The following is a 22,316-nucleotide window of genomic DNA, read 5'->3' as shown; positions in this document are numbered from 1 at the left end:
CGATGGGGGGTCTGCGGTTGGCGGGCGGCCCGTAGGGTCGGCGTCTGGCCAAGTGCCTGAGCCCATGCGCGGGGCCGAGGCACCGGGACGGGATGGCTGGCCATGACGGCATGGCGCCACCCTTTATCCGCACGCAATGCATGGGGTATGCATCCACTTGCGTTTTTCTTTAAACGGAAATGGGCGCATACCCCCTTGAATCAAAACACCGCGAGGAGGCTCCCCTCAAGCCGGCAACAGGCGCACCGACAGGGGCTTGCCCGTGGCGATGACCTCGAACAGGCGGTCGATGTTGGGGTGGCTGCCCGGGTGCTGGCGCGCATCCTCGGTGTGTTCGGCGAACAAGGCCAGGCCTTCTTCGGCGGCGGCCAGGTTGATGGCGCCGTGGCGGGCGGCCAGGGCCGCATACAGCTTGAGCGAACCCGCCTTGCCGGGCTGGTTCGGGATCGAGGCCACCACCTGGCCCGCCTCGTCCAGCAGCTCGAGGGCGGCCAGGTGGTCGATGGCGGGCAGGTCACGCAGGTTGTCGGCAAAGCTCATGGTTCGGGTCCGTGCAAAGCGCAGCATCCTAACCGGCCCTGGCGGCGGCTCCGGTCAACCCGAGCGGCTGCAGACCCCGCCAACGGCGTCTATGCGGCCGCACCGCGATGCAGCGCACACAGCCCGCGACACCACCCGTGTAACGCGAAACGGCTGCATCGATGCCCAGACGCCATGAACGGAGCGCGCGGTGACGCACAGATCGCTCTGCGCTGCCGCGACGGCTGCCCCGAAAATCGCTTGTCCAGGCGTGGCTCGCTGGACATAATATGCGTCATGTTATGTCTAACCCTGACTCATCAGGCCGACACACAACCGCCGCACGGTGCGGCGACATCGAGGAGGTGCGACATGGGATGGTGGATTGCAGCGGCCGTGCTGGCTTGCGTGATCGTCTGGGCCGTCATGGCCTACAACCGCTTGGTCGAGCTGCGCAACCGCATCGCCAATGCGTTCGCCCAGATCGACGTGCAGCTCAAGCGCCGCCACGACCTGGTGCCCAACCTGGTCGAGGTGGCGAAGAAGTACCTGAGCCACGAGCACGACACGCTGCAGGCCGTCATCGCGGCCCGCGGCCAGGCGCAGTCGGCCGCCGCGGTGGCCCGGCGCGAACCCGGCAACGCCCAGGCCATGGCCGGCCTGGCCGCCGCCGATGGCCTGCTGGGGGGCGCCCTGGGGCGCCTGATGGTGGTGTCCGAGGCCTACCCCGACCTGAAAGCGGACCAGACCATGCGCGAGCTCAGCGAAGAGCTGACGAGCACGGAAAACCGCATCGGCTTTGCGCGCCAGGCGTTCAACGATGCCGTGCTGGACTTCAACACGGCCAGCCAGGTCGTGCCCACGGTGCTCGTCGCGCGCCTGGCCGGCTTCACGCCCGCCAGCGCGCTGCAGGCCACGCAAAGCGAGGCCGAGCGGCAGCCCGTCAAGGTGCAGTTTTGAGGGCGCGGCGCCGTTGCGCAGCGCGGGTCCACACGCTGCAGGGCCGCCTGGCCGGTGACGCGTTGACTCCGCCGGACCCGGCACACACCCAGGCCCTGCACCGGTGACGGCGGCCAGGCACGCCTTCACCCCATTTTTTACAGGGTATGGCCATATTTCCGATGACACAAAATCGACAACTCGCCCATACCCCCATCACAACCTGCTGATGCCGCCATGCGCTTCTTCGATCACCAGGCCACCGCCCGCCGACGCTCGCGCCGGCTGATGCTGGCGTTCGCCCTGGTCAGCGCCGCCACGGTGCTGGCGCCGCTGGGCGTGCTGGCGGGTGGCGCCTGGGTCATCAGCCTGGTCAGCGGCCAGCCGTTTCACCTGCCCGCCAAGGTGGCCTGGCCCTTCGTGGGCATTGCGCTGTTCCTGACGCTGGGCGGCTGGTGGCTGGAAGCCGGCGTCATCCGCCAGGGCAGCGAGCGCCTGGCGCAGCGGCTGGGTGCGCGCGAGCTGCGCACGGCCCACAGCTTTGCCGAGCAGCGGCTGGCCAACATCGTCAGCGAAATGGCGCTGTCGGCCCAGATGCGCCGCCCGCGCGTCATGCTGCTGCCCCGCGCCGACGAGATCAACGCCTTCGCGCTGGGGCTCACGCCCAAGGACTGGCTGATCGTGGTCACGCAGGGCGCGCTCACCCACCTGTCGCGCCGCGAGCTGCAAGGCCTGGTGGCGCACGAGTGCAGCCACCTGCGCGAGGGCGACACCGCCTTCAACCTGCAGCTCATGGGCATGGTGGGCGGCCTGGCCATGGTGCACACCTACGGCCAGTGGATGAGCGACACCAGCCGCGAAGACCTGCCGCTGCCCAAGCTGATCGCCATCGGCTGGCTGTTCATGGCGCTGGGCTTCGTGGGCTGGCTGGGCGCGCGCCTGCTGCAGGCCGCAGCCTCGCGCGAGCGCGAGTTTCTGGCCGACGCGCACGCTGTGCAGTGGACGCGCGACGTGGACGGCCTGGGCGGCGTGCTGCGCAAGGTGATGACGCAGCAGGTCACGCACAGCGTCAGCCGCGCCAACCGCCTGCCGCTGGGCGACGTGCTGTGGGCGCCCATGGCCCACCTGCTGCTGGTCGAGTGGGAACAGAATGCCAGTGGCTGGCGCGAACGCCTGGCCAGCCACCCCAGCCTGGACGAACGCGTGGCGCGCCTGTATGGCGACCACCGCGATCGCCTGCCCTTGCTGCCCATCGACGAGCGAACGGGCGAGGTCAGGACGCGGAGCAGCCTGGCCACGGGCCACGCCGCCTGATCCGCATCCCACGCGTTTGTTTGCCCGACGCGGCCCGGAGCCGCGCCACGCGCAGCCCCGGCTGAGGCCTCAGTTCAGCGACGGTTCGGGCACCGGCAACACCTGCACGCCATCGGGCAGTTCGTCGCGCACGGGCGTGCTGGCGGCGTCGGCCGCAGCCGCTGCGCCGCCCACGCGCCGAAGCACGAAAGCGCTGCTCTGGTCGCGCTCCAGGTCGGTCCAGGTGCCGCGGATTTCGTTGCCACAGGCGGCGGGCGTCAGTTTGCCGGACCAGGTGGCGGTCATGCGCTTGCCGTCCGCAGACTCGTCGAGGTCGAACTGGCCGGCCGTGACGTCGCCCGAGGCAATGGCCTGCACGTCGCCGTAGGCGATGTGGCCGCGCAGGCTTTCCGAGAACTCGGGGTGCTGCGACAGCCGCATGTGGCCGCCCACGTTGGGCTTGAGCAGGCTGAGCCGCCACTCGCCGTAGAGGTCGCGGGCGGTCATGCGCGTCACGTCCCGGCAGGTGCCTGGTTCGGCCGTGGCCCGCGGCGTGGGCAGCGCGGGCAAGGTCGTGCGGCCGATGTCCTGGTACTGCCGCATGAAATCGTCCGAGGCGCAGGCCGTGAGCCCCAGCACCCCCATCAAACCGGCCCAGCGCCACAGGCGCGCCCGCACCAGGCGCGTGAACGTGACGGGCGAAGACAGGGACGTGGCGGTGTCGTGGGGTTGAGGCATGGGGGCGATCCAGCAAATCAGACAGCGAGCATTTTCACATTCAGCTCGGGCCGAATCCGCGCGATCAGGACCTCCTCCAGCGGCTTGCTGGCGGGCACGGTCAACACCGTGCCGTCCGGCAGGCTGAGGCTGGCCTGCGGTTGCGTGGCCCAGATGGCCACGCTGCCGCCCGCCTGCAGGGTGCGCGTGAGGGCGAGCTTGACACGGTTGTCCGTGTCGCTGACCAGGGGGTTGCCGTAGCGGTAACCGGCAAAGCGCGCCGCCATGCCGGCCGAGGTTTCGCCGACATAGAGCACCGCCTCGCCGGCGACGAAGGCGTACACCACATGCGGCCGCGTGCGCCAATCGGCCTGCACCTCGTAGGCGAGGCCAAACGCGCATTGGTCGCGCAAATGGCTCACGCTGGCGTAGCGGCCGGGCGCCCAGGCCCCGCAAGGCACCAGGCCGTGCAGGCGCAAGGTGGCCCGAGCATCCGACGAAGCGGGATTGGTGTGGGTCGTGGCGTCGGGATGCATCATGCGCAGTATCGCCTCATTGCCGATGTAGAAACAACGGAAGCACAGTCATACCCTTGATCAGGCATTGCCGCGCGGCGCGCTGGCGGCGCGCTTGGCGAACTCCGCACGCAAGGCCTTGAGCTTTTCGCGCGGGTCTTCGCGGGTGGTGGCGTGGTTCAGCGCCATCTCGCCGATGAAGCGGCTGGGCAAGGCCGGCACGTGGCTGCGCCCTTTCTTGCGCTGACGGCTCCAGCTCACCTGCAGGCTGCGCTGCGCGCGCGTGATGCCCACGTACATCAGCCGACGCTCCTCCTCCACGCGCTGGGCGGTCATGGGGGGGGCGCCCTCGGCATCGCTCTGGAACGGCAGCAGGCCTTCGACCACGCCCACCAGCATCACGTGCGGCCACTCGAGCCCCTTGCTGGCATGCAGGGTGGACAGCGTGATCTGGTTGGCGTCCTGCTCCTTCTCCTTCAGCGAGGTGATGAGGGCGATGGTCTGCGCCACCTCGAGCACGCTGCGGCGCTCGCTCATCACGTTGGTGCCGTCCTCGATCTCGCCGCCGCAGCGGCCCACGATCCAGTCGCAGAAGTCCTGCACGTTGGCCCAGCGCGCAGCGGCGGCCTGCTGGGTTTCCTCGTGCTGCTTGAGGTGTTCCTCATAGCCGATGCTCTCCAGCCAGTCGTTGAGGAAGGCGCGGCCCGCCTCAGCCCCCTCGGCATGCCGGGCGCGGAACTGCAGGTCGTTCATCAGCCGGCCGAATTCATGCAGGCCCGCCACGGCCCGTCCCGGCAAGGCCGTGCCCAGGCTGTGGGCGAACAGCGCCTCGAACAGGCTGAGTTTGGCCTGCGAGGCGAATTGCACCAGCTGCGCCATGGTCTGGTTGCCGATGCCGCGCTTGGGCGTGGTGATGGCGCGCATGAAAGCGGGGTCGTCGTCGGGGTTGCACCACAGGCGCAGCCAGGCGATGAGGTCGCGGATTTCGGCGCGGTCGAAGAAGCTGGTGCCGCCCGAGACCTTGTAGGGGATGTTGGCCTTGCGCAGCGCCGTCTCGAACACGCGCGCCTGGTGGTTGGCGCGGTACAGGATGGCGAAGTCGCGCCATTCCTTGTGCGGGCTGGTTTCGCGCAGGCTCAGGATGCGCGCGAGCACGCGCTCGGCCTCGTGGTTTTCGCCGTCGCAATCGGCCACGCGCACGGGCTCGCCCTCGCCCAGCTCGGAAAACAGCGTCTTGGGGTAGAGCTTGGGATTGGGCGCGATGACGTTGTTGGCCGCCCGCAGGATGGCCGAGGTGGAGCGGTAGTTCTGCTCCAGCTTGATGACCTGCAACGCCGGAAAGTCCTGCGGCAGCCGCTTGAGGTTTTCAAGCGTGGCGCCACGCCAGCCGTAGATGCTCTGGTCGTCGTCGCCCACGGCCGTCAGGGGCGCGCGCGCGTTGAGCAGCAGCTTCAGCAGCTCGTACTGCACGGCGTTGGTGTCCTGGTACTCGTCCACCAACAGGTGACCGATCTTGCGTTGCCACTTCTCGCGCACCTCGGCGTGGTCGCGCAGCAGCCTGAGCGGCAGGCTGATGAGGTCGTCGAAGTCCACGCTCTGCCAGGCCGTGAGGCGCTCTTCGTAGCGCTGCATGATGATCGCCGTCACGCGATCGCTCTCGGTCTGCGCCTGCGCCAGGGCCTGGGCCGCGTTCAGGCCCGCGTTCTTCCAGCCGCTGATGGTCCACTGCCAGCCGCGCGCGATGCCCGCATCGGTGGTGCCGCCGCAGTCCTTCAGGATGCTGGTGACGTCGTTGGCGTCGAGGATGGAATACCGCGGCGACAGGCCCAGCGCCTGGCCGTCCTCGCGCAGCAGCCGCACGCCCAGGGCGTGGAAGGTGCAGATGATGACCTCGTTGGCCGCCCGGCCGATCAGCCCCCGGGCACGCTCGCGCATTTCGGCCGCCGCCTTGTTGGTGAAGGTGATGGCCAGCACCGCCCCGGGGCGCAAGCCGGCCTCGATCAGCCGCGCGATCTTGTGCGTGATGACCCGGGTTTTGCCCGACCCCGCCCCGGCCAGCACCAGGCAAGGCCCGTGCAGGTGGTTGACGGCTTCCTGCTGGGCAGGGTTCATGGATGGCGGCATGGCAGAGAGAACAAAGACATGGAATGAAACACAAACGCTTGCAATGACGCCGAAACGCGAACTATTGCATGGACAGAACGCACGCGACCTGCAGACACTGCCGTGTCGCACGTCAAGAGACCCACCGAAACCATGCGCTCGAATTGGATGATGCCTGCCGCCCTCGTCGCGGCCCTGCTGTGCACCCCCGCGGTGGCCCAGCAAACCAAGTTTGCCCCGACGACCACGCTGGCCGGCAAGACCCTGGTGCTCAACGGTGCGGGCACGCGCTACCGGACGGTGGTGAAAGTCTACGACCTGGCACTGTACGTGCCGCAGAAGGCCACCTCGCGCGAGGCCATCCTGGCGCAAAAGGGGCCGTTCCGCGTGCGCCTGGTGGCCCTGCGCGACATCGACGCCGGGGACATTGGCCGCGCCATGGTGGTGGGCATGCGCGACAACACCGACCCCGAGCAGGCCTACCGCCTGGCGCGCTACACCAGCAAGATCATCGAGATTTTCTCGGCCGATTCGCGCATCGCGACCGGCACACAGTTCGGGCTGGACTGGGTGCCCGGCAAGGGCGCCGACTTCTACCTCGACGGCAAGCTCATCGGCCAGATCAGCGACGCCGAATTCATCGAGCCCTTCCTCAGCATCTGGATCGGCCAGGCGCCCGCCGATCACCGGCTCAAGGACCGGCTGCTGGGCCTGAACAACCAGCCCGCGCTGGCCAACTGATGCGGCACCAGGGGCATCCGGCGGCCGAATGACAGGCCGCATGAATGACATAGGATGTCAAGTCATTCACCGCACCGGAGGGAGACCGCCATGAAAACCTGGATCGTCAGCCTGGCGCTGGCTTGCTGCGCGGGCATCGCGCAGGCCGCGCCGCCCAGCTCGGCATCGATCGAACAGCTGCTGGCGCTCACGGGCGCCGAACGCCTGCTCAACGACTTGGGCGGCATCACCGACCAGGTGCTGCGCACCAGCATGCAGGACGCCAGCCAGGGCCAAGCGCTGACGGCCGAGCAGCAAGCGGTGATGGACCGCATGCCCGCCAAGCTCGCGGCGCTGCTGCGCGAGGAAATGGCCTGGGACAAGGTCAAGCCCCATTACGTGCGCATCTACCAGGAGAGCTTCGACCAGGCCGAGATCGATGGCCTCATCGCCTTCTACGCCTCGCCCGCCGGCCAGGCCATGGTGCAGAAGATGCCCACGGTGATGGCCAAGTCCATGGCCTTCATGCAGGTGCAGATGCGCTCGATCATGCCCAAGCTGAACGCCCTGGTGCAGGACACGCTGGACGAAGCCCGCCAGGCCAAACCGCCTGCCGATTGAGCCCGGCCGCCTGACCGCCTGACCGCAGGATCGCCACAGGCCCTGCACCAGCAACCCGCGGCTGCAGCATGAGCCCGCCGGTCATCCTTCGCAGCGTCACCCGACGCGTCCCCCCAGCATGGTCTCGCAAGAGGCCTGGCTTGTGCCCCAGGCCCATCGATCGCCGCCGATCGTCAGCAGCGTGGCCACCATCGCTGTGCGGGAGCCCACGGCACCGCACCGCCGCGATCACCGCACCCAAGCTCGCCGTGTTCTCTGCGGGCCACCTGGCAGCAACCGAAGCAGCGGCCGAGGCGTGGCGCGCCGGGCCCGCCTGCACGACCTGCGCGGCCTGGGCCCAAGCCCTTGACCTCGTGGGTCGCGGCGCTCACCGGCGGAGAGGCGCCCAGCGCAACGCACAATCGCCCCCCATGGGTGAATTCGACCTCATCGACCGATTTTTCCGCCAGCCGGCCGCCGCGCGCCTGGCCGGCCACGCCCAGGTCACCCTGGGCATTGGCGACGACTGCGCGCTGCTGGCGCCCCGACCTGGTCTGCAGCTGGCCGTGACCAGCGACATGCTGGTCGCCGGCCGGCATTTCTTCGCAGACGCCGAGCCCGAAGCGCTGGGCCACAAATGCCTGGCCGTCAACCTCAGCGACCTGGCCGCCATGGGCGCGCGGCCACTGGGGTTCACGCTCGCGCTGGCCCTGCCCCGCGTCGAGGCGGACTGGCTGCAGGCGTTCTCGCGCGGCATGCTGGCCCTGGCGGATGCCAGCGCCTGCCCGCTGGTGGGCGGCGACACGACGGCGGGCCCGCTGACCATCGCCATCACGGCGCTGGGCGAGGTGCCCGCGCACCAGGCGCTGCGGCGCGACGGCGCGCGCGTGGGCGATGACATCTGGGTCAGCGGCAGCCCCGGCGATGCCCGACTTGGCCTGGCCTTGCGCCGCGATGAGCTGCGCCTGCCGCCTGGCCACCAGGCCCTGGCCGACCTGGCCTGTGCGCGCATGGACCGCCCGACGCCACGCCTGGCGCTGGGCCTGGCGCTGAGCGGAACGCTGCCGGCGTCCCGCGCCAGCTCGGGCGCCGATGCCGACGTCGACCCAGCCGTCCCCAGCCCGTCACGGCCACCCATGGCCCAAGGCCTGGCGCACAGCGCGGCCGACGTCAGCGACGGGCTGCTGGCCGACCTCGGCCACATCCTGGCCGCCAGCGGCGTGGGGGCCGAGGTGCACGCGGACGCGGTGCTGCAGCCGTCGGCCACCTGGGGCGTGCTGCTGGCGCAGGGGCTGGTCACGGCCGAGCAGGCCCACCAGGGCGTGCTGGCCGGGGGAGACGATTACGAGCTGGTCTTCACCGCCGCCCCCGCACAGGCCGGCGTGCTGCAGACCCTCTCGCACCGCCTGGGCCTGCCGCTGACGCGCATCGGCCGCATCACCGCCGAGGTCGGTCTGCGCGTGCGCGACGCCCAGGGCCAGGTGCTGACGCACGGCTTTGCGGGCTTTGACCACTTCGCGTGAGTCTTGGCCGTCAGAACGTTAACCTACAGGGGTATGGTGCCAACTCCGTTTTCTCTGAAACGGTAAGCACCGCATACTGCACCTGGGCACCATCAACGGCTCACGGTGCCAGCGCGGCAGACGACGACACCGCTGCCGCCTCATCGGCACACGCCTGGGCCGAGGGCACCTGCCCCGCCGCACGGGCCCGCGCGATCTCGCCTTGGGCGGCCGCCAGCTGGGCCTGAAACACGGGGTTGCTGTGCACCCGGGCCACGGCCGCGGCGCCCACCAGGCGACCCGCTTCGATGTCGCTCTTCCAGTGCACGCCACAGATGCCGCGGCTTTGCGCGAAGGCGCGCCCGCGCTGCAGCAAGGCATCTGCCCGCTCGGGCGCCAGCTCGGTCAGCACCAGCGCCCAGGCCCAGCCCAGGGCCGAATGGCCCGAGGGGTACGAGCCGTCCTTGCGCAGCTGCGGCTCCTCGGCCGGCGTGCAGCTCGGCTCGTTGAAGGCCACGAACGGGCGCACCCGGTTGTAATGGTCCTTGGCCTTGTAGGTGGCACCGCCCGCGTCCACCAGGGTGCGGCGCAGCAGCATGTGCAGGTGCGGCGTGGTCTGCTCGGTGATCTGCACGCCCAGCGCACACGAGAAGACCGACGCGGCCGCCGGGAACTTGAGGTTGGCGTCGTGCACGGCCAGCGCGCCACGCGGGCCCTGGCGCCAGGCCTTCAACGCCTGGTAGGCCGCCTCATCGGCGGCCTGCTCGGCCGAACCCGGGGCGGGCGGTGGCGGCAACAGCGCCAGGCTGTCGGGGGCCTGGCCGCGCGGCAGGTAGCCGTTGGCGTAGCCCGATCCGGCGCGGATCTCGCCCACCTCGGCCAGTGTGGTGGGCGGCGGCGTGCGCAGCGGCGAGGTGGCACAGGCACCGAGCAGGCCGCAGGTCGCGAGCCAGGTGAGGGTCTGAACAGCTGAGCGCATGGGGGTCTCCGAAGGTGCGGTTGCAAGCACCGGCCAGCATACGGCGCACAGGCCGCCTGCAGCCCCCGGCACGCACCGTGGTTTGCCCTGAGGCGGCCGCCGGACTCACCAGCAGCGGCGGGTCGCCGCCGGTGCTGCCCCTGGTCAACGGTGCAGCAGTCGGTTCAGTCAACGCGACTGAACCATCATCGGGCCAGTACATGCAGTATCCATCGATGCTCGATCATTGAACAACGAGAACAAGGTCATACTGCTTGGCGATGCTCTTTCTCAACGCGCCGAAGCGGGCAAGCCAAACAGGCGGTCGAAGCACCAGTTGTAGACAAAGGTGTAGGCCATGAAGAACACCAGCAGACCGGCCTGCATGGCCGCCGCCTTGGCCCAGCCGACCTGGAACCACCAGGCGAACAGCGGCACGAAGACCAGCACCAGGCCGCCCTCGAACCCGATGGCGTGGGCCACACGGCGCGCCAGCGACCGCCCCTTGACCGTCTGCCGCGCCTCCCAGCGCTCAAACAGCCCGTTGAACAGCAGGTTCCAAGCGATCGCGATGGCCGACGTGGTCACCGCCATGGCACCCGCATGCGCCGCCCCCTGGCCGGTGGCCGCATCCAGGCCCAGCGTCGTCACGGCAATCGCCAGGGCCTCGTACACCGCCACGAACAACACCCGCCGCCAGGGGCCCTGCAAATCGGCCACCAGGGCCTGAGAAGACACGTTCACATCCATCGCACACCGCGCCGCCCGCGAGCCGGGCCTGGCGCGTCAAAAAATGGCCGGACTGTACACCGCCTGCCGCCTGCCGCCTGCCGCCTGCCTCGCTGGCGCAGCGACGGCGGCGGAAGTTCAGCATGTCGATGCACCCCGACACCCCGCCTGGAACGCGGCCCGCGCCGCTGGCAAGCGGGCCATGCGAAAGCCCACCTTGGGGTCAGTCCTTTTGCGGCGCGGCTGCGTTGGGCCAACAATGGCTGCACAAGGCAGCAGCACGCCCAAGGCCGCTGCCACCTGCATGCCCCACGACCGCGCCGCCATGACACCCACCCCCATCGCCTCGCCCCCGCAGGCCGACCTGCCGGCTGCGAACGCCAACGACCCCTTTGCCAACGTGGTGGACGAAGCCACCCGGCTCAACCCCTTCGCGGGCGATGCCGCCTTGCGCGAGGCCGTCCAGCGCCAGGACGCCGACTGGGCCCAGGCACAGCTGCACACCCAGGGCGAAGGCCTGGGCCAGCCCGAGATCTGGGCGCTGGCCGAGCTGGCCAACCGCCACACGCCCGAGCTGCAGCGCTTTGATGCCCGAGGCCGCGCCATCGACCGGGTGGAGTTCCACCCCGCCTGGCACGCGCTCATGGCGCAGTACCGGGCGCAAGGCCTCATCGGCCTGCCCTTCGACGGCAGCCGCCCGGGGCGCTGGTCGGCCTGGGCCGCGGGCTTCATGCTGCATGGCCAGATCGAACAGGGCACGCTGTGCCCGGCCACCATGACCACGGCGGCCATCCCGGTGCTGCAGCACGAGCCCGAGCTGTGGCAGAGCCTGCAGCCCAAGCTGATGAGCCCGGTCTACGACCCGCAGGACGCGCCCATCGCCCACAAGCGCTCGATCTGGATCGGCATGGGCATGACCGAAAAGCAAGGCGGCTCGGACGTGCGCGCCAACACCACGCTGGCCACCCCGCTGGGCGCCGAAGGCCGGGGCCAGCCCTACGCCCTCACCGGGCACAAGTGGTTCTACTCGGCCCCCATGTGCGATGCCCACCTGGTCGTCGCGCGCACGCACGAAGCCGGTGGCTGGGCCTGCTTCTTCGTGCCGCGCTGGCGCTTTGACGGCACGCGCAATGCCGTGCACATCGAGCGCCTGAAGGACAAGGTCGGCAACCAGAGCAATGCCAGCGCCGAGGTGCGCTTCGACGGGGCGTGGGGCCTGCTGCTGGGCGAGCCGGGCCGCGGCATCCCGACCATCATCGAGATGGCCACCCACACGCGCCTGAACTGCGTGCTGGGCGCCACCGCCATCATGCGCCAGGCGCTGGTGCAGGCGCTCTACTTCGCGCGGCGTCGCCAGGCGTTTGGCAAGACCCTGATCGAGCAGCCCCTGATGCGCAGCGTGCTGACCGACCTGGCGCTGGAGAGCGAGGCCGCCACCGTGCTGGCCATGCACCTGGCGCAGGCTTACGAGCACGTCGGCAGCGACCCGCTGGCCCGGTCCTGGCAGCGCGTGCTGACGCCGGCGGCGAAGTTCTGGCTGTGCAAGCGCAGCGTGGCCTTCACCGGCGAATGCATGGAGGTGCTGGGCGGCAACGGCTACGTCGACACCGGCATCGTCGCGCGCCTGTTCCGCGAAGCGCCGGTCAACTCGATCTGGGAAGGCTCGGGCAACGTCATGTGCCTGGACGTGCTGCGCGCCGTGGGCCGCGACCCCGAAGCCGCCTTCCTGCTGCTGCAGGACCTGCAGGATGCCGCCGCGGGCGATGCCGCCTTGCTCGAGGTGGCCGGCCGCGTCGAGCGCCACTGGCGCGCCCTGGCCGACGACCCGCAAGCCGGCGAGCGCGAAGCCCGCTGGGTCACCACCCAGCTCGTGCTGCTGGCGCAGGCCGGTTTGCTGCGCCGCCACAGCCCCGCAGCCGTGGCCGACGCCTTCATCGCCACACGCCTGTGCACCCCGCACAGCGGCAGCGTGTTCGGCCAATGGGCCAACGACCGGGTCGATGCGGCGGCCCAGCAAGCCGTGTTGACGCGCGCCCTGATCGAGGCCTGACCGGATGCTGCCCCCACGCCGTGCAGCCCGCGCAGGGCCGGCGCAAAAAATCCGGTTCCGGGCTGCCTCCATGTGTCCATCGATGCAGTATGAAGACCTGGTCGTTTCCCGTTCATCGGCAACCGATCCATACCACCCCACAGTTCATCAGCCGATGACCTGCTTTCGCTGACGCCCACCGGGCCCGGCTATATTGATCCAGCGCCCGCAATCGGTCCTCCGCCATGCCCCAACACACCCCTTCAGAACACGCCCACTGGGAGCCCATCGCCGAGGGCGTGTGGAGCCTGACGCACCACTTCCGCAACCTGGGCATGCCCGTCACCACCCGCATGAGCGTGATGCGCCTGGCCGACGGCAGCCTGCTCGCGCACTCGGCCGTGCCGCTGACGGGGCACCAGCGCCAGCAACTGGACCGCTTCGGCCCGCTGCGCGTCATCGTCGCGCCCAACGCCGTGCACCACCTGTTCATCGGCGACCTGCTGCAGCACTATCCGCAGGCCGCGGTGTACGGCCCGCCCAGCCTGCGCGCCAAGCGGCCCGACCTGACCACACTGCAGGACTGGCCCGACGCGGCAGCGGCGCCCTGGGGCCCGGCCGTGTCGCACCAGGTGATGGCCGGCCTGCCGGCCTTCGACGAAGCGGAGTGGTTTCACCACCCCAGCGGCACACTGTTCATCAGCGACATCTGCCAGTGCTGGACGGGGCCGCTGGCGGCGCCCGTGCGCCTGTACCTGGGCCTGATGGGCGGGCGCGACCACCTCACCGTGCCGCGCAGCGCCCGCCTCATGACCCGCGACAAGGCGGCCGCGCGCGCCAGCGCCCAGGCCGTGCTGGCCTGGCCCCTGCAGCGCATCGTGTTGCTGCACAACAGCGTCATCACCCACACGCCTCGCGCCGCGCTGGCGCAAGCGTTCTCGGTCTGGGACTGACCCGCCATGCCCTGCTGCACGGCCCCGTGGCCGCAAGCCTGGCGCGCGGTGACGACCCGGTTTGAAGGCTGGCAGGCCGGCGCACACCCGCCTGAAGGGCGTGAATGCGGCCAACCCGGCTTGGCCTGTCTCGACGAAGCGGCCTCGTGCGTCGTTCAGCCCAAACAAACAGCTCGGCCACCGACCGCCGACCATCCCGACACAGCGACAGAAACCGCCGCCCAGCCGGCCCCTGGCGCTGACCCCGCCGTCCAGCTGTGCACCCTGACGCACGCCGCTCAACGCAGCTTGAGCCGCAAGCGCCGCCAGCCGATGACCACGCCAGTCGCGCTCAGCAGCACCCCGCCCAGGCTGAGGGCCAGCATGAGGCCATCCCACAGCGGCCGCCGCGTCAGCAGCGGCAGCCAGTCCCAGCTGTGCAGCAGGGTGAACAGCCAGCGGCTGACCCGGCGGCGCGTGTCCAGCTGACCGAGGATGGCCCCGGTGTGCGGGTCCAGGTGCACCCAGGTGGCCTGCGGATCGTCGAACACCACGCGCCAGACGGGCAGCGGCCGTTCGTTGCCACCGGTCATGGTGTGCGCCGCCCTGGCGTAGTAGTACAGGTCGTACTCGTTCATCACATCGACGCGAGCAATGGGATACTGCATCAATCCTTGGGCAGCCGTGCGCAATGCGTCGGCGTCCAGGCTCAGGGCTTGCGCCGTCTGGCCATCGAGCACCTGCGGACGGGGCGATGCGCCGTGGGCCAGGGCCGTGACGCGCCCGAGCACCGGCACCCAGCGCAGCTCGCGCACGGGCGCGCCGGCCGCGCGCAACAGCGCCTGGGGAGGTTGATCCAGGGCGCCCGCGGGTCCGTCGCGGGGCACGGCCAGCGGTTCGCCCTGCAGGGCCCGTGTCTGCAGCGGCGCGGCGCCGGCATCGAAGATGCGCCAGGGGTTCATGGACATCAGCCCGCTGAAGATCCAGGTGAAGGTGGTGAGCGCGAACAGCAGCCCGACGATGTGGTGCCAGCGCATCATGCCGGGCTGGTAGGGCGAGTGCGAGCCGCTGCGGTAGGCCTGCCGGAAGCGCCAGCGCTGGATCCCGACGTAGCTGCCCACCAGGGTGACCACCACGCCGGCGATGGACAGCCAGATCACGATGTCGCTCCAGTAGCGGTCCAGCGCCGTGCCGCGAAACGGGTACAGCCAGTGGATCCAGGTGCCCACATAGCTCCACAGCCGCTCGGTGCGCGCGGCATCCAGCACCACCTCGCCCGTGCGGCCCGACACGTAGAGCCAAGTGTCGGCCGCATCGGGCAGCTGCACGCGGTGCAGCGGGCGGTGCGCATCCAGGCTGCGTGCGTGCGTGAAGGCGTCTTCGCCGTCGACCTGGCCCAGGTAACGCAGTCCGTGGTCCGACCCCGCTGAGGGAGCCGCAGCGCCACGCGCCGCCCCGTCAGGCGCCATGTAGGCCGCCGCACTGGCCAGGGCCCGCTCGGGGGCCACGTCCATTAGGCGCTCGCCGCGGCGGGCGTCGATGACCAGCGTGCCACCCGCGCTGGCGCCATGGCTGCCCATGCCGTGGCCGCTGCCGGTCGGCTCGGCCCGCAGCGGTCGCACCAGGTAGACCGCCTGGCCGCCGCTGGCGGCCGCCAGCCGCAGGTCGGCCAGCGGGCCCGACACCCCGGCCTGCCGCAACGCCTGAGCCGGCGACAGCAGCTCGGCATCGGCGGCCAGCACGGGCAGGTGCAGCCGACGCTCGTCGGGCGTGAGCTTGGGGTAGCCCACGTACATCATCACCATGCCCGAGACGAACCACATCACGAACAACAGGCACAGCACGATGCCCAGCCAGCGGTGCGTCAGGAACAGCCAGCGTTTGACAGACCCCCGCATGGTCAGAACCGGTGGTGGAATGCCAGCTCGACGCGGCGCGGCTCGCCCACGAACCACTGGGTGGCCGTGTAGTAGGCCGTGGTGTAGTAGCGCTTGTTGAAGACGTTGGTGCCGCGCAGGGTCAGCGTGGTGCCGGGCTGCACGCGCCACTGCAGGCTCAGGTCGGTCGTGGTGTAGCTGGGCAGCACCAGCGTGTTGGCGCTGTTGGCGTAGCGCTTGCCCACGTGGCGCGCGCCGCCCGCCAGCGTCCAGGCCGGCGCCACCTGCCAGCTCAGCCACAGGTTGGCCACGCGCTGGGGCACGTCGGTGGGGACCTGGCCGTTGCGCGAGACCGGCACGCCGCCCACCACCTCGGTGAAGTCGTCGTAGCGGGCGCGCAGCAGCGCCGCGTTCGCGTCCAGCCGCAGCGTCGGCGTCAGCGCCAGGGCCAGCGTGCCCTCCAGACCGCGTGACGACCGCTGGCCCACCTGCACGCTTCGGGCCGGATCGGTGGGGTCACGCGTCAGCAGGTTGTTCTTCTGGATGCGGTAGGCCGCCAGGGTCCATTCGCCGGTGCCCTCTTGAAAGACCTGCTTGATCCCGACCTCCCACTGCCGGCCCTTGGCCAGGCCAAACGCGCTGTTGGCCGGCGACAGCATCAGCAGGCCGGCAATCGGATCGGCCGCCCGGGCGTGCTGGGCGTACAGCGACAGGTCCGGCCGCAGCTGCAGCACCACACCCAGCCGGCCGCTCCAGCTCGCGTAGGCCTTGTCAAAGGCCTGGGTGGCGGCAACCAGGTCTTGCCGCTGCAGGCGCGTGTGGTCGTAGCGCAGCCCACCCACGACCGACAGCCGGTCGGTCAGGGCCAGCCGGTCCTCGGCAAACACCGCGTACTGGCTGGCCCGGTTGCGGTAGCGCGGGATGAAGGGCGCCGCGCTGGCAAACAGACCGGGCTCGGGGTCGAACGGATCGACCGAGCCCGAACTGCCCGCGTAGGTGTTGTTGCTGTGCTGAAAGCGGCTGCGGCTCAGGTCAACGCCGATGGACGCCGTGTTGTCCAGCCCCAGCAGCCGGCCCGTGAAGCTCGCATCGACGCTGGCGCCAAGCTGCGCCTGATCGTGGGCGATCTGGGTGTTGTCCGAACGGTCGATGAGTCCCGTGCCCGCGTTGTAGGCATAGCCCTCGGCATTGCGCCAGTCGCGCTGGCTGGTGATGCGGTAGAGCTTGCTGCGCACCACCACCTGGGCGCTGGGCGTCCACAGCGCCGACAGCTCGGTCCAGGCATCGCGGTAGCGGATGTGGCTGTCGGCCACGTTGTAGTTCTGCCCGGCCAGGGCGGGCCAGGGCGCGCCATTCACCAGGGGCATGCCGAAGTAGCGCATGGGGTGCTGCCGGCCTTGGGCATGGCTGAGCTTGATTTGCAGATCGGGTGTGGCGTTGAGCTGCAAAGCGCCCGAGACGCTGAGCTTGCGCGACTGGCCGCGTGCCACCCAGCCGTTGTCGCGGTCGCCGCCCACATCCAGGCGGTACGAGAGCTGCTCGCTCAGCGCCCCGCCGCTGCCAAACGCCAGGGCCTGTCGGCCATGGCTGCCCAGCCGGGTCTGCAGCTCGTGGCTGAGGGCCCCGCGCTGCGGCTTCTTGGGGATCACGTTGACCACGCCGCCGATGGCGCCGTCGCCATGGATGACGGAGGCCGGCCCCCGCAGCACCTCGATGCGGTCCACCCCCCAGGTGTCGAAGGGGTAACTCACGCCCACACCGCCGTACTGGCGCGTGCCGTCGTACAGGCGCATGACCGAGGTGGTGTCGGTGAAGCCGCGCACCGCCAGCGAGCTGCCGCTGTTGCCGGGGTGGGCCAGGCTGGTGAACCCCGTGGCCCGGGTGATGGCGTCGACCAGCGAGGCATCGCCGCGCGCTTCCAATTGCTCGCGCGTGAGGGTTTCGACGCTGGCGGGCGTCTCCAGCGCGCTCAACGCCAGCTTGCTGCCGGTTTGGGGGGTGCGTGTCAAACGGCCCTCGGTCTGGGCCTCCACGGTCACGGCCTCCAGGGTGGCCGTGGCCGCCTCAGCCTGCGCCCAGGCCGGGCCGGCCACGCCCACCAGGGGCACGAGCCAGGACAGCCGGGCGACGTGCGCCGCAAAGCACCACAAAGGCCTGGCCGGCGGCCAGGGACGAAGGGCAACGCCAGGGGGCGTCGCAACAACAAAGGGACGGTTCATGGAAAGGGAATGCGTGCAGGTGACATCGGCCACGCCCAGCAGGCGCGTGGCGGCGACACGGCGCGACCACGGCGCCTGCTCAGGGCTGCCGCTGGCGCCAGGCTCTCACGCGCGCGCGGGCGGTCCCCGGGGCGGCAGCGGCGCCCCCACCCGGGCGGCGATGCGCGCCGCGACCACGGGCTGCAGGGCAATCGCCAGCGGCTGCGGCAACGCGACCTGGGCCAGGGGGTACACCGGCGGCGTGGTGACCACCAGGCACAGCGGGCAGTCCAGCACATGGTGGTGACCCGGCACCACCTGGCCATCGTCATCGACCATGACCACCTGCATGCTGCCCGTGCCCGTGCACAACACCTGCATGGATTGCGGGTGCACCACGGGCGACGCCACCGCCAACCCCAAGGTCAGCACGAACCACGCCAGCACGAGGCGGGTCAGTGAGCGGGCGTTGCGCAGGGCATGCATAACCGCGCATTATGACCAAGCCCCCTTGGCGGCACTGACGCCCATGGGCAGCAGCGTCCACCCCGCCAGGCGCGTCACGCGGCCCACGGCCCTGCACCCTGGGCGGTTGGGCGGTTGGGCGGTTGGGCGGTTGGGCGGTTGGGCAGCCTGTGGCGCCGCGTGTGGGTGCGACCCAACGCGTGCCACGCCCTGCAACCGGTAAGCCAACCGGCCCCGCACCGTCGCCATCCCGCGTTAGGCTTGCCGATGTTGCCGCGGCGTGTGCGCCGCGCCCCTTTGGCCCCGCCCTTTCTCCCTCGAATGACCTCCCCCGTTGCATGGCGGCCCGATGGCACGCCGCATTCCCCGTTGTTTGGCGACATCTACCGCAGCGTCGGTGCCGATGGCCAGGGCGGGCTGGCGCAGGCCCGCCACGTGTTCCTCGCGGGCTGTGGCCTGTGGCCGCCGGACACGGTCCAGGCTGCGCCCGCCACCTCTGCCTCCCGGTTCACGCCCGCTCAGCCCAGCCCTGCCGCACCATCCCCAGCCCCCTCACCGGAGCCGAGCCCCCTCGCGGCCAGTCGACCCGCGCCCGGCCCGATCAGCCAGACACCCGATGCGGCCGACCCGCGAGAGGCCACCCATTCGTCAAATGTGGAAGGCAGTACACCCCTAACCTCGTTGTCTGAAAAACGAGAATCAACCCATACTGCATGGTCCGACCACCCCCACTGGCATGTGCTGGAAACCGGCTTCGGCCTGGGGCTGAACTTCCTCGCCACCTGGGCCGCCTGGCGCGCCGATCCGCAACGGCCCGCGCGCCTGTTCTTCACCAGCATCGAAGCCCATCCCGTGGGCGCCGCCGACCTGCTGCGCAGCGCCCAGCCCTTCCCGGAGCTGCACGACCTGGCCGCCCAGCTGGCCGCCCAGTGGCAGGCCATGCTGCCGGGTGTGCACCGGCTGGTGTTCGAGGGCGGCGCGGTGCAGCTCACGCTCTGCGTGGGCGACGTGCGGCCCCTGCTGCGCGAGATCGATGTGGCCGTCGATTCGGTCTTTCTCGACGGTTTTTCGCCCCGGCTCAACCCCGAGATGTGGGACCTGCCCGTCATCAAGGGCGTGGCGCGCCTGGCCCGCCCCGGCACCCGCGTCGCCACCTGGACCGTGGCGCGCGCGCTGCGCGACCACCTGCAGCAATGCGGCTTCGTGCTGGAACGCCGCCCCGGCCTGCCGCCCAAGCGCGATTGCCTGGCCGCCCGCTACGCCCCCAGCTGGGTGCCGCGCCACCTTGCACAGCTGCGCCAGCCGCTGTCCGCATGCCAGGCAGCCGACCGCCATGCGGTGGTGGTGGGCGCCGGCATCAGCGGCGCCAGCGTGGCCGCCAGCCTGGCCGCGCGCGGCTGGCGCGTCACCGTGCTCGACGCCGCCGCCACGCCGGCAGCGGGCGCCTCCGGCCTGCCGGCCGGCATCTTCGCCCCGCATGTCTCGCCCGACGACGGCCGCCTGGCCCAGCTCACCCGCGCGGGGGTGCGGGCCATGCGCCGCCGTTGCGCCGACCTGCTGGTGCCCGGCCAGGACTGGGCCGACACCGGCGTGCTGGAGCTGCCCGTGGGCCGCGAACGCCGCCTGCCCGCCGCCTGGCGCGAAGCCGCCCTGGCACACGCGGCCCATCCGGGCCTGGACAGCAGCCGCCCCGCCCAGCCCGACGATGCCCCGCAGTGGCAGGCCGACGTGGCCCGGCAGCGCCTGCTGGCCAGCGAGCCGCTGTGGCATGTCCAGGCCGGCTGGGTGCGGCCGGCCCAGCTGGTGCGCGCCCAGCTCGCACTGCCGGGCGTGCAGTGGCGCGGGGGCTGCCAGGTCACGCGCCTCAGCTGGCACGACCCCGCCTCGCCCCCTGCTGCAGCGCCGGGCACCACGGCCCCTGCACCGCAGCCGGCCGCCGCGCATGCCGCTCATGCCGCATCCGCTGCCGCCCCACAAGGCACGGGGCCAGGTCTGGCCGCGCCTGCCGGTTCGCCCGCCACCGCGCCACGCCGGCCACCCTGGTCGCTGTTCAACGAGCAGGGGCAGCACCTCGCGTCCGCCGACCTGGTGGTGCTGGCGGCCGGGCCCGCCACCGCAGCCCTGGTGCAGCCCTGGTGCGCCCCGGCCGAGTTCCCCACGCACCGGGTGCAAGGCCTGGTCACCCTGGGACGGGACAGCGAGCTCGACGCGCCCGGCACGGCCTCCGACCCCGCCGATCCTCAGCCGGCAGCGGCCAACGCGGCCCCCACGCCGCCCGTGAACGGCCACGGCAGCCTGCTGCGCGCCATTCCCGGCGACCAGGGCGCGTTCTGGTGCACGGGGGCCTCGTTCCTGCGCGAACTGCCCCGTGGCTTCGACGCCGCCACCATCGCCGCCGAGCACCAGGTCAACTTGGATCGGCTGGACGAGTTGCTGCCCGTCACCGCCCAGCGCGCCCGGCGCCTGTGGCGCGCCGGTCAGGTCTGGCACTGGCACGGCGCGCGCTGCACCGTGGCGGACCGTGTGCCCCTGGTGGGACCGTTGCAAGCGCCTGAACACACCACGCGCACCCCGCGACGCTCAGCGGCAGCGACGCCGCTGAGCAGCGCCCAGGCCGGACATGCGGCATCGGACTCGCCCGGCGACGAGGTGCAAGCGCTCAGCCTGCAAGCCCCCTGGGTGTGCACCGCCATGGGCGCGCGCGGCCTCACGCTGGCGGTGCTGTCGGGCGAGCTGCTGGCGGCCTGGTTGCATGGCGAGCCCCTGCCCATCGCCCGCAGCCTGGCCCAGCAGTTGGCGGCGCATCGCTTCATGGCCGGCGACTGAAGCCCGGTGTGTGTCCACGCCAGCGCCGCGCTGGCGCGGTGGACCGGCAGGGCCACGCCCAGCACAACCGGTCAGGTGCCCCGCTGGCCATGGCCCGTGGCGGTGGCGCCTGCGGCATCCATCACCTGTGCACCTCGTCACCAGGCACCCGACCGGTCGGCGTGCGTGCAAGTCACCTGCATGAACTGCGCGCTTGGGGGCTTGGGGTACAAGTCGGGCACCTCCCATGGCACTTGCTCGCGGGAATTCCTGTTGAGGACGTCACATCCATGAGCCCTGCACCCCTGCGCATCACCGACGTGCGCATCGCCGCCATCGAACTGCCCCTGCCCAAGCCGCTTCGAACCGCCATTCACGAGATCGCCAGCGCGGCAACCTTGATGGTCAGCGTCGACACCGACGCGGGCTTGACCGGCGAGGGCTATGGCTTTTGCTTCGACCCGGCCAAGCTGCGGGCCATCGCGCAGATGTGCGCCAGCCTCAAGGGCCACCTCATCGGCCGCGACCCGCACGACGTGGAAGCCCTGTGGGCGGAGATGCTGCGGTCGCTCAACTTCTATGGCCAGGCCGGTGTGGCGGTGCTGGCGATGAACCCGCTGGACATCGCGTGCTGGGACCTGATCGGCCAATCGGCCGAGCGGCCGCTGTACAAGCTGTTCGGTGCCTGCCGGGACCGGGTGCCGGTGTATGCCAGCGCGGGGCTGTGGCTGTCGGCCGATGTGGATGAGCTGCGCCGCGAAGCCGCGGGATTCGTGGCCCAGGGGTTCAAAGCGATGAAGATGCGCCTGGGCTCGGCGCGCTGGCAAGACGATGTCGCCCGGGTCGAGGCCGTGCGCGACGTCATCGGCCCCGACTTCACGCTCATGGCCGACGCCAACCAAAGCCTGTCGGCCACCGCCGCCTTGCGCCTGGCCCGGGCGCTGGAGCCCTTCGACCTGGCCTGGTTCGAAGAGCCGATGCCCACCTGGTGCCACCAGGAAACCGCCGCATTGGCCAAGGCCCTGGACACCCCCATCGCCAACGGTGAAACCGAATACACGCGATACGGCGTACGCGCCATGGTGGAAGCGGGCGCGGCCGACATCATGATGCCGGACCTGCAGCGCATGGGCGGCTACACCGAGATGCGCAAAGCCATGGCGTACCTGGCCACGCTCGACATCCCGGTCGCGCCCCACATCTTCACCGAGCACAGCCTGCACCTCGTGGCCTCGGCCCCCCATGCCCTCTATGCCGAACACATGCCCTGGTTCGAGCCCCTGTTCCACGAACGCATGACGCTGGGCAGCGACGGCCTGGTCGATCTGCCACAAGGCCCGGGCGTGGGGTTTCGCTTCAACTGGGACGCGGTCGATGCCTACCGCATCGACCTGTGACACAGCCTGCCGGAGTGG

The 22,316-nt window shown here is 70.7% G+C and carries 18 protein-coding genes; 9 read left to right on the top strand and 9 right to left on the bottom strand.

The window, feature by feature from the left end; genetic code table 11:
• Positions 1-225 precede the first annotated feature (225 nt).
• Positions 226-540: a DUF2322 family protein gene (locus CCO03_RS04615; protein ID WP_087277844.1), complete on the bottom strand. Its 315-nt coding sequence runs from the start codon at positions 538-540 to the stop codon at positions 226-228.
• Positions 541-891: 351 nt separating this feature from the next.
• Here CCO03_RS04615 and CCO03_RS04610 point away from each other — a divergent pair, with 351 nt between their 5' ends.
• Positions 892-1,479 carry a LemA family protein gene (locus tag CCO03_RS04610; protein WP_087277841.1) on the top strand — a complete coding sequence of 196 codons (588 nt, stop codon included), beginning with the start codon at positions 892-894 and terminating at the stop codon, positions 1,477-1,479.
• Between the two features lie 216 nt (positions 1,480-1,695).
• Complete coding sequence (locus tag CCO03_RS04605) at positions 1,696-2,772, top strand: M48 family metalloprotease (RefSeq protein ID WP_087277836.1); 1,077 nt, start codon at positions 1,696-1,698, stop codon at positions 2,770-2,772.
• 69 nt (positions 2,773-2,841) lie between these two features.
• Here CCO03_RS04605 and CCO03_RS04600 read toward each other — a convergent pair whose 3' ends face one another.
• The 3 genes from CCO03_RS04600 to CCO03_RS04590 are packed head-to-tail and all read right to left on the bottom strand — an operon-like array spanning position 2,842 to position 6,107.
• Entirely contained in the window at positions 2,842-3,489 is a 648-nt protein-coding gene (locus CCO03_RS04600; RefSeq protein ID WP_087277833.1) for a hypothetical protein, read from the bottom strand.
• A gap of 17 nt (positions 3,490-3,506) precedes the next feature.
• Positions 3,507-4,007 (bottom strand): GIY-YIG nuclease family protein, encoded by a 501-nt coding sequence (locus CCO03_RS04595; RefSeq protein ID WP_087277830.1) that lies wholly within the window; start codon positions 4,005-4,007, stop codon positions 3,507-3,509.
• 57 nt (positions 4,008-4,064) lie between these two features.
• Positions 4,065-6,107, bottom strand: a complete 2,043-nt coding sequence (locus tag CCO03_RS04590; protein WP_087277827.1) for an ATP-dependent helicase — start codon at positions 6,105-6,107, stop codon at positions 4,065-4,067.
• Between the two features lie 132 nt (positions 6,108-6,239).
• Between CCO03_RS04590 and CCO03_RS04585 the strand changes: the two genes are divergently transcribed.
• The 3 genes from CCO03_RS04585 (at position 6,240) to thiL (ending at position 8,929) form a co-directional block, all read left to right on the top strand.
• Positions 6,240-6,827, top strand: a complete 588-nt coding sequence (locus CCO03_RS04585; RefSeq protein WP_157667498.1) for a chalcone isomerase family protein — start codon at positions 6,240-6,242, stop codon at positions 6,825-6,827.
• Positions 6,828-6,917: 90 nt separating this feature from the next.
• Positions 6,918-7,427, top strand: coding sequence for a DUF2059 domain-containing protein (locus tag CCO03_RS04580; protein WP_157667497.1), 510 nt, complete (start codon positions 6,918-6,920; stop codon positions 7,425-7,427).
• Positions 7,428-7,837: 410 nt separating this feature from the next.
• On the top strand, positions 7,838-8,929 hold the full coding sequence (gene thiL, locus CCO03_RS04575) for a thiamine-phosphate kinase (protein WP_087277818.1): 1,092 nt from the start codon (positions 7,838-7,840) through the stop codon (positions 8,927-8,929).
• 100 nt (positions 8,930-9,029) lie between these two features.
• On the opposite strand, the gene CCO03_RS04570 is transcribed toward thiL, so the two are convergent.
• Complete coding sequence (locus tag CCO03_RS04570; protein WP_087277815.1) at positions 9,030-9,887, bottom strand: acid phosphatase; 858 nt, start codon at positions 9,885-9,887, stop codon at positions 9,030-9,032.
• Positions 9,888-10,157: 270 nt separating this feature from the next.
• The gene (locus CCO03_RS04565; RefSeq protein WP_236904028.1) at positions 10,158-10,604 is read right to left on the bottom strand and encodes a PACE efflux transporter; all 447 of its coding nucleotides are present in this window, start codon (positions 10,602-10,604) and stop codon (positions 10,158-10,160) included.
• Between the two features lie 316 nt (positions 10,605-10,920).
• On the opposite strand from CCO03_RS04565, the gene CCO03_RS04560 reads away from it, so the two are divergent.
• Together CCO03_RS04560 and CCO03_RS04555 are read left to right on the top strand one after the other, a co-directional pair.
• Positions 10,921-12,645 carry an acyl-CoA dehydrogenase family protein gene (locus CCO03_RS04560; protein ID WP_087284173.1) on the top strand — a complete coding sequence of 575 codons (1,725 nt, stop codon included), beginning with the start codon at positions 10,921-10,923 and terminating at the stop codon, positions 12,643-12,645.
• A 224-nt stretch (positions 12,646-12,869) separates the two neighbouring features.
• Positions 12,870-13,577 carry a DUF4336 domain-containing protein gene (locus tag CCO03_RS04555; protein WP_087277808.1) on the top strand — a complete coding sequence of 236 codons (708 nt, stop codon included), beginning with the start codon at positions 12,870-12,872 and terminating at the stop codon, positions 13,575-13,577.
• Between the two features lie 278 nt (positions 13,578-13,855).
• Here the strand turns inward: CCO03_RS04555 and CCO03_RS04550 are convergent, their stop codons facing one another.
• From CCO03_RS04550 to CCO03_RS04540, 3 genes are all read right to left on the bottom strand, one after another.
• Positions 13,856-15,454 (bottom strand): PepSY domain-containing protein, encoded by a 1,599-nt coding sequence (locus CCO03_RS04550; protein ID WP_087277805.1) that lies wholly within the window; start codon positions 15,452-15,454, stop codon positions 13,856-13,858.
• 2 nt (positions 15,455-15,456) lie between these two features.
• Complete coding sequence (locus CCO03_RS04545) at positions 15,457-17,652, bottom strand: TonB-dependent receptor (RefSeq protein WP_087277803.1); 2,196 nt, start codon at positions 17,650-17,652, stop codon at positions 15,457-15,459.
• A 105-nt stretch (positions 17,653-17,757) separates the two neighbouring features.
• On the bottom strand, positions 17,758-18,117 hold the full coding sequence (locus CCO03_RS04540; protein WP_087277800.1) for a DUF2946 family protein: 360 nt from the start codon (positions 18,115-18,117) through the stop codon (positions 17,758-17,760).
• Positions 18,118-18,417: 300 nt separating this feature from the next.
• Here CCO03_RS04540 and mnmC2 point away from each other — a divergent pair, with 300 nt between their 5' ends.
• On the top strand, positions 18,418-20,922 hold the full coding sequence (mnmC2, locus tag CCO03_RS04535) for a tRNA (5-methylaminomethyl-2-thiouridine)(34)-methyltransferase MnmC2 (RefSeq protein WP_157667496.1): 2,505 nt from the start codon (positions 18,418-18,420) through the stop codon (positions 20,920-20,922).
• 269 nt (positions 20,923-21,191) lie between these two features.
• Complete coding sequence (locus CCO03_RS04530; protein ID WP_087277794.1) at positions 21,192-22,298, top strand: mandelate racemase/muconate lactonizing enzyme family protein; 1,107 nt, start codon at positions 21,192-21,194, stop codon at positions 22,296-22,298.
• Positions 22,299-22,316 lie beyond the last annotated feature (18 nt).

Source organism: Comamonas serinivorans, assembly GCF_002158865.1.
GTDB classification, from domain to species: domain Bacteria; phylum Pseudomonadota; class Gammaproteobacteria; order Burkholderiales; family Burkholderiaceae_C; genus Comamonas_E; species Comamonas_E serinivorans.
The sequence above is the reverse complement of the archived record's forward strand: the minus strand, read 5'-3'. Positions and strand labels throughout refer to the sequence as shown.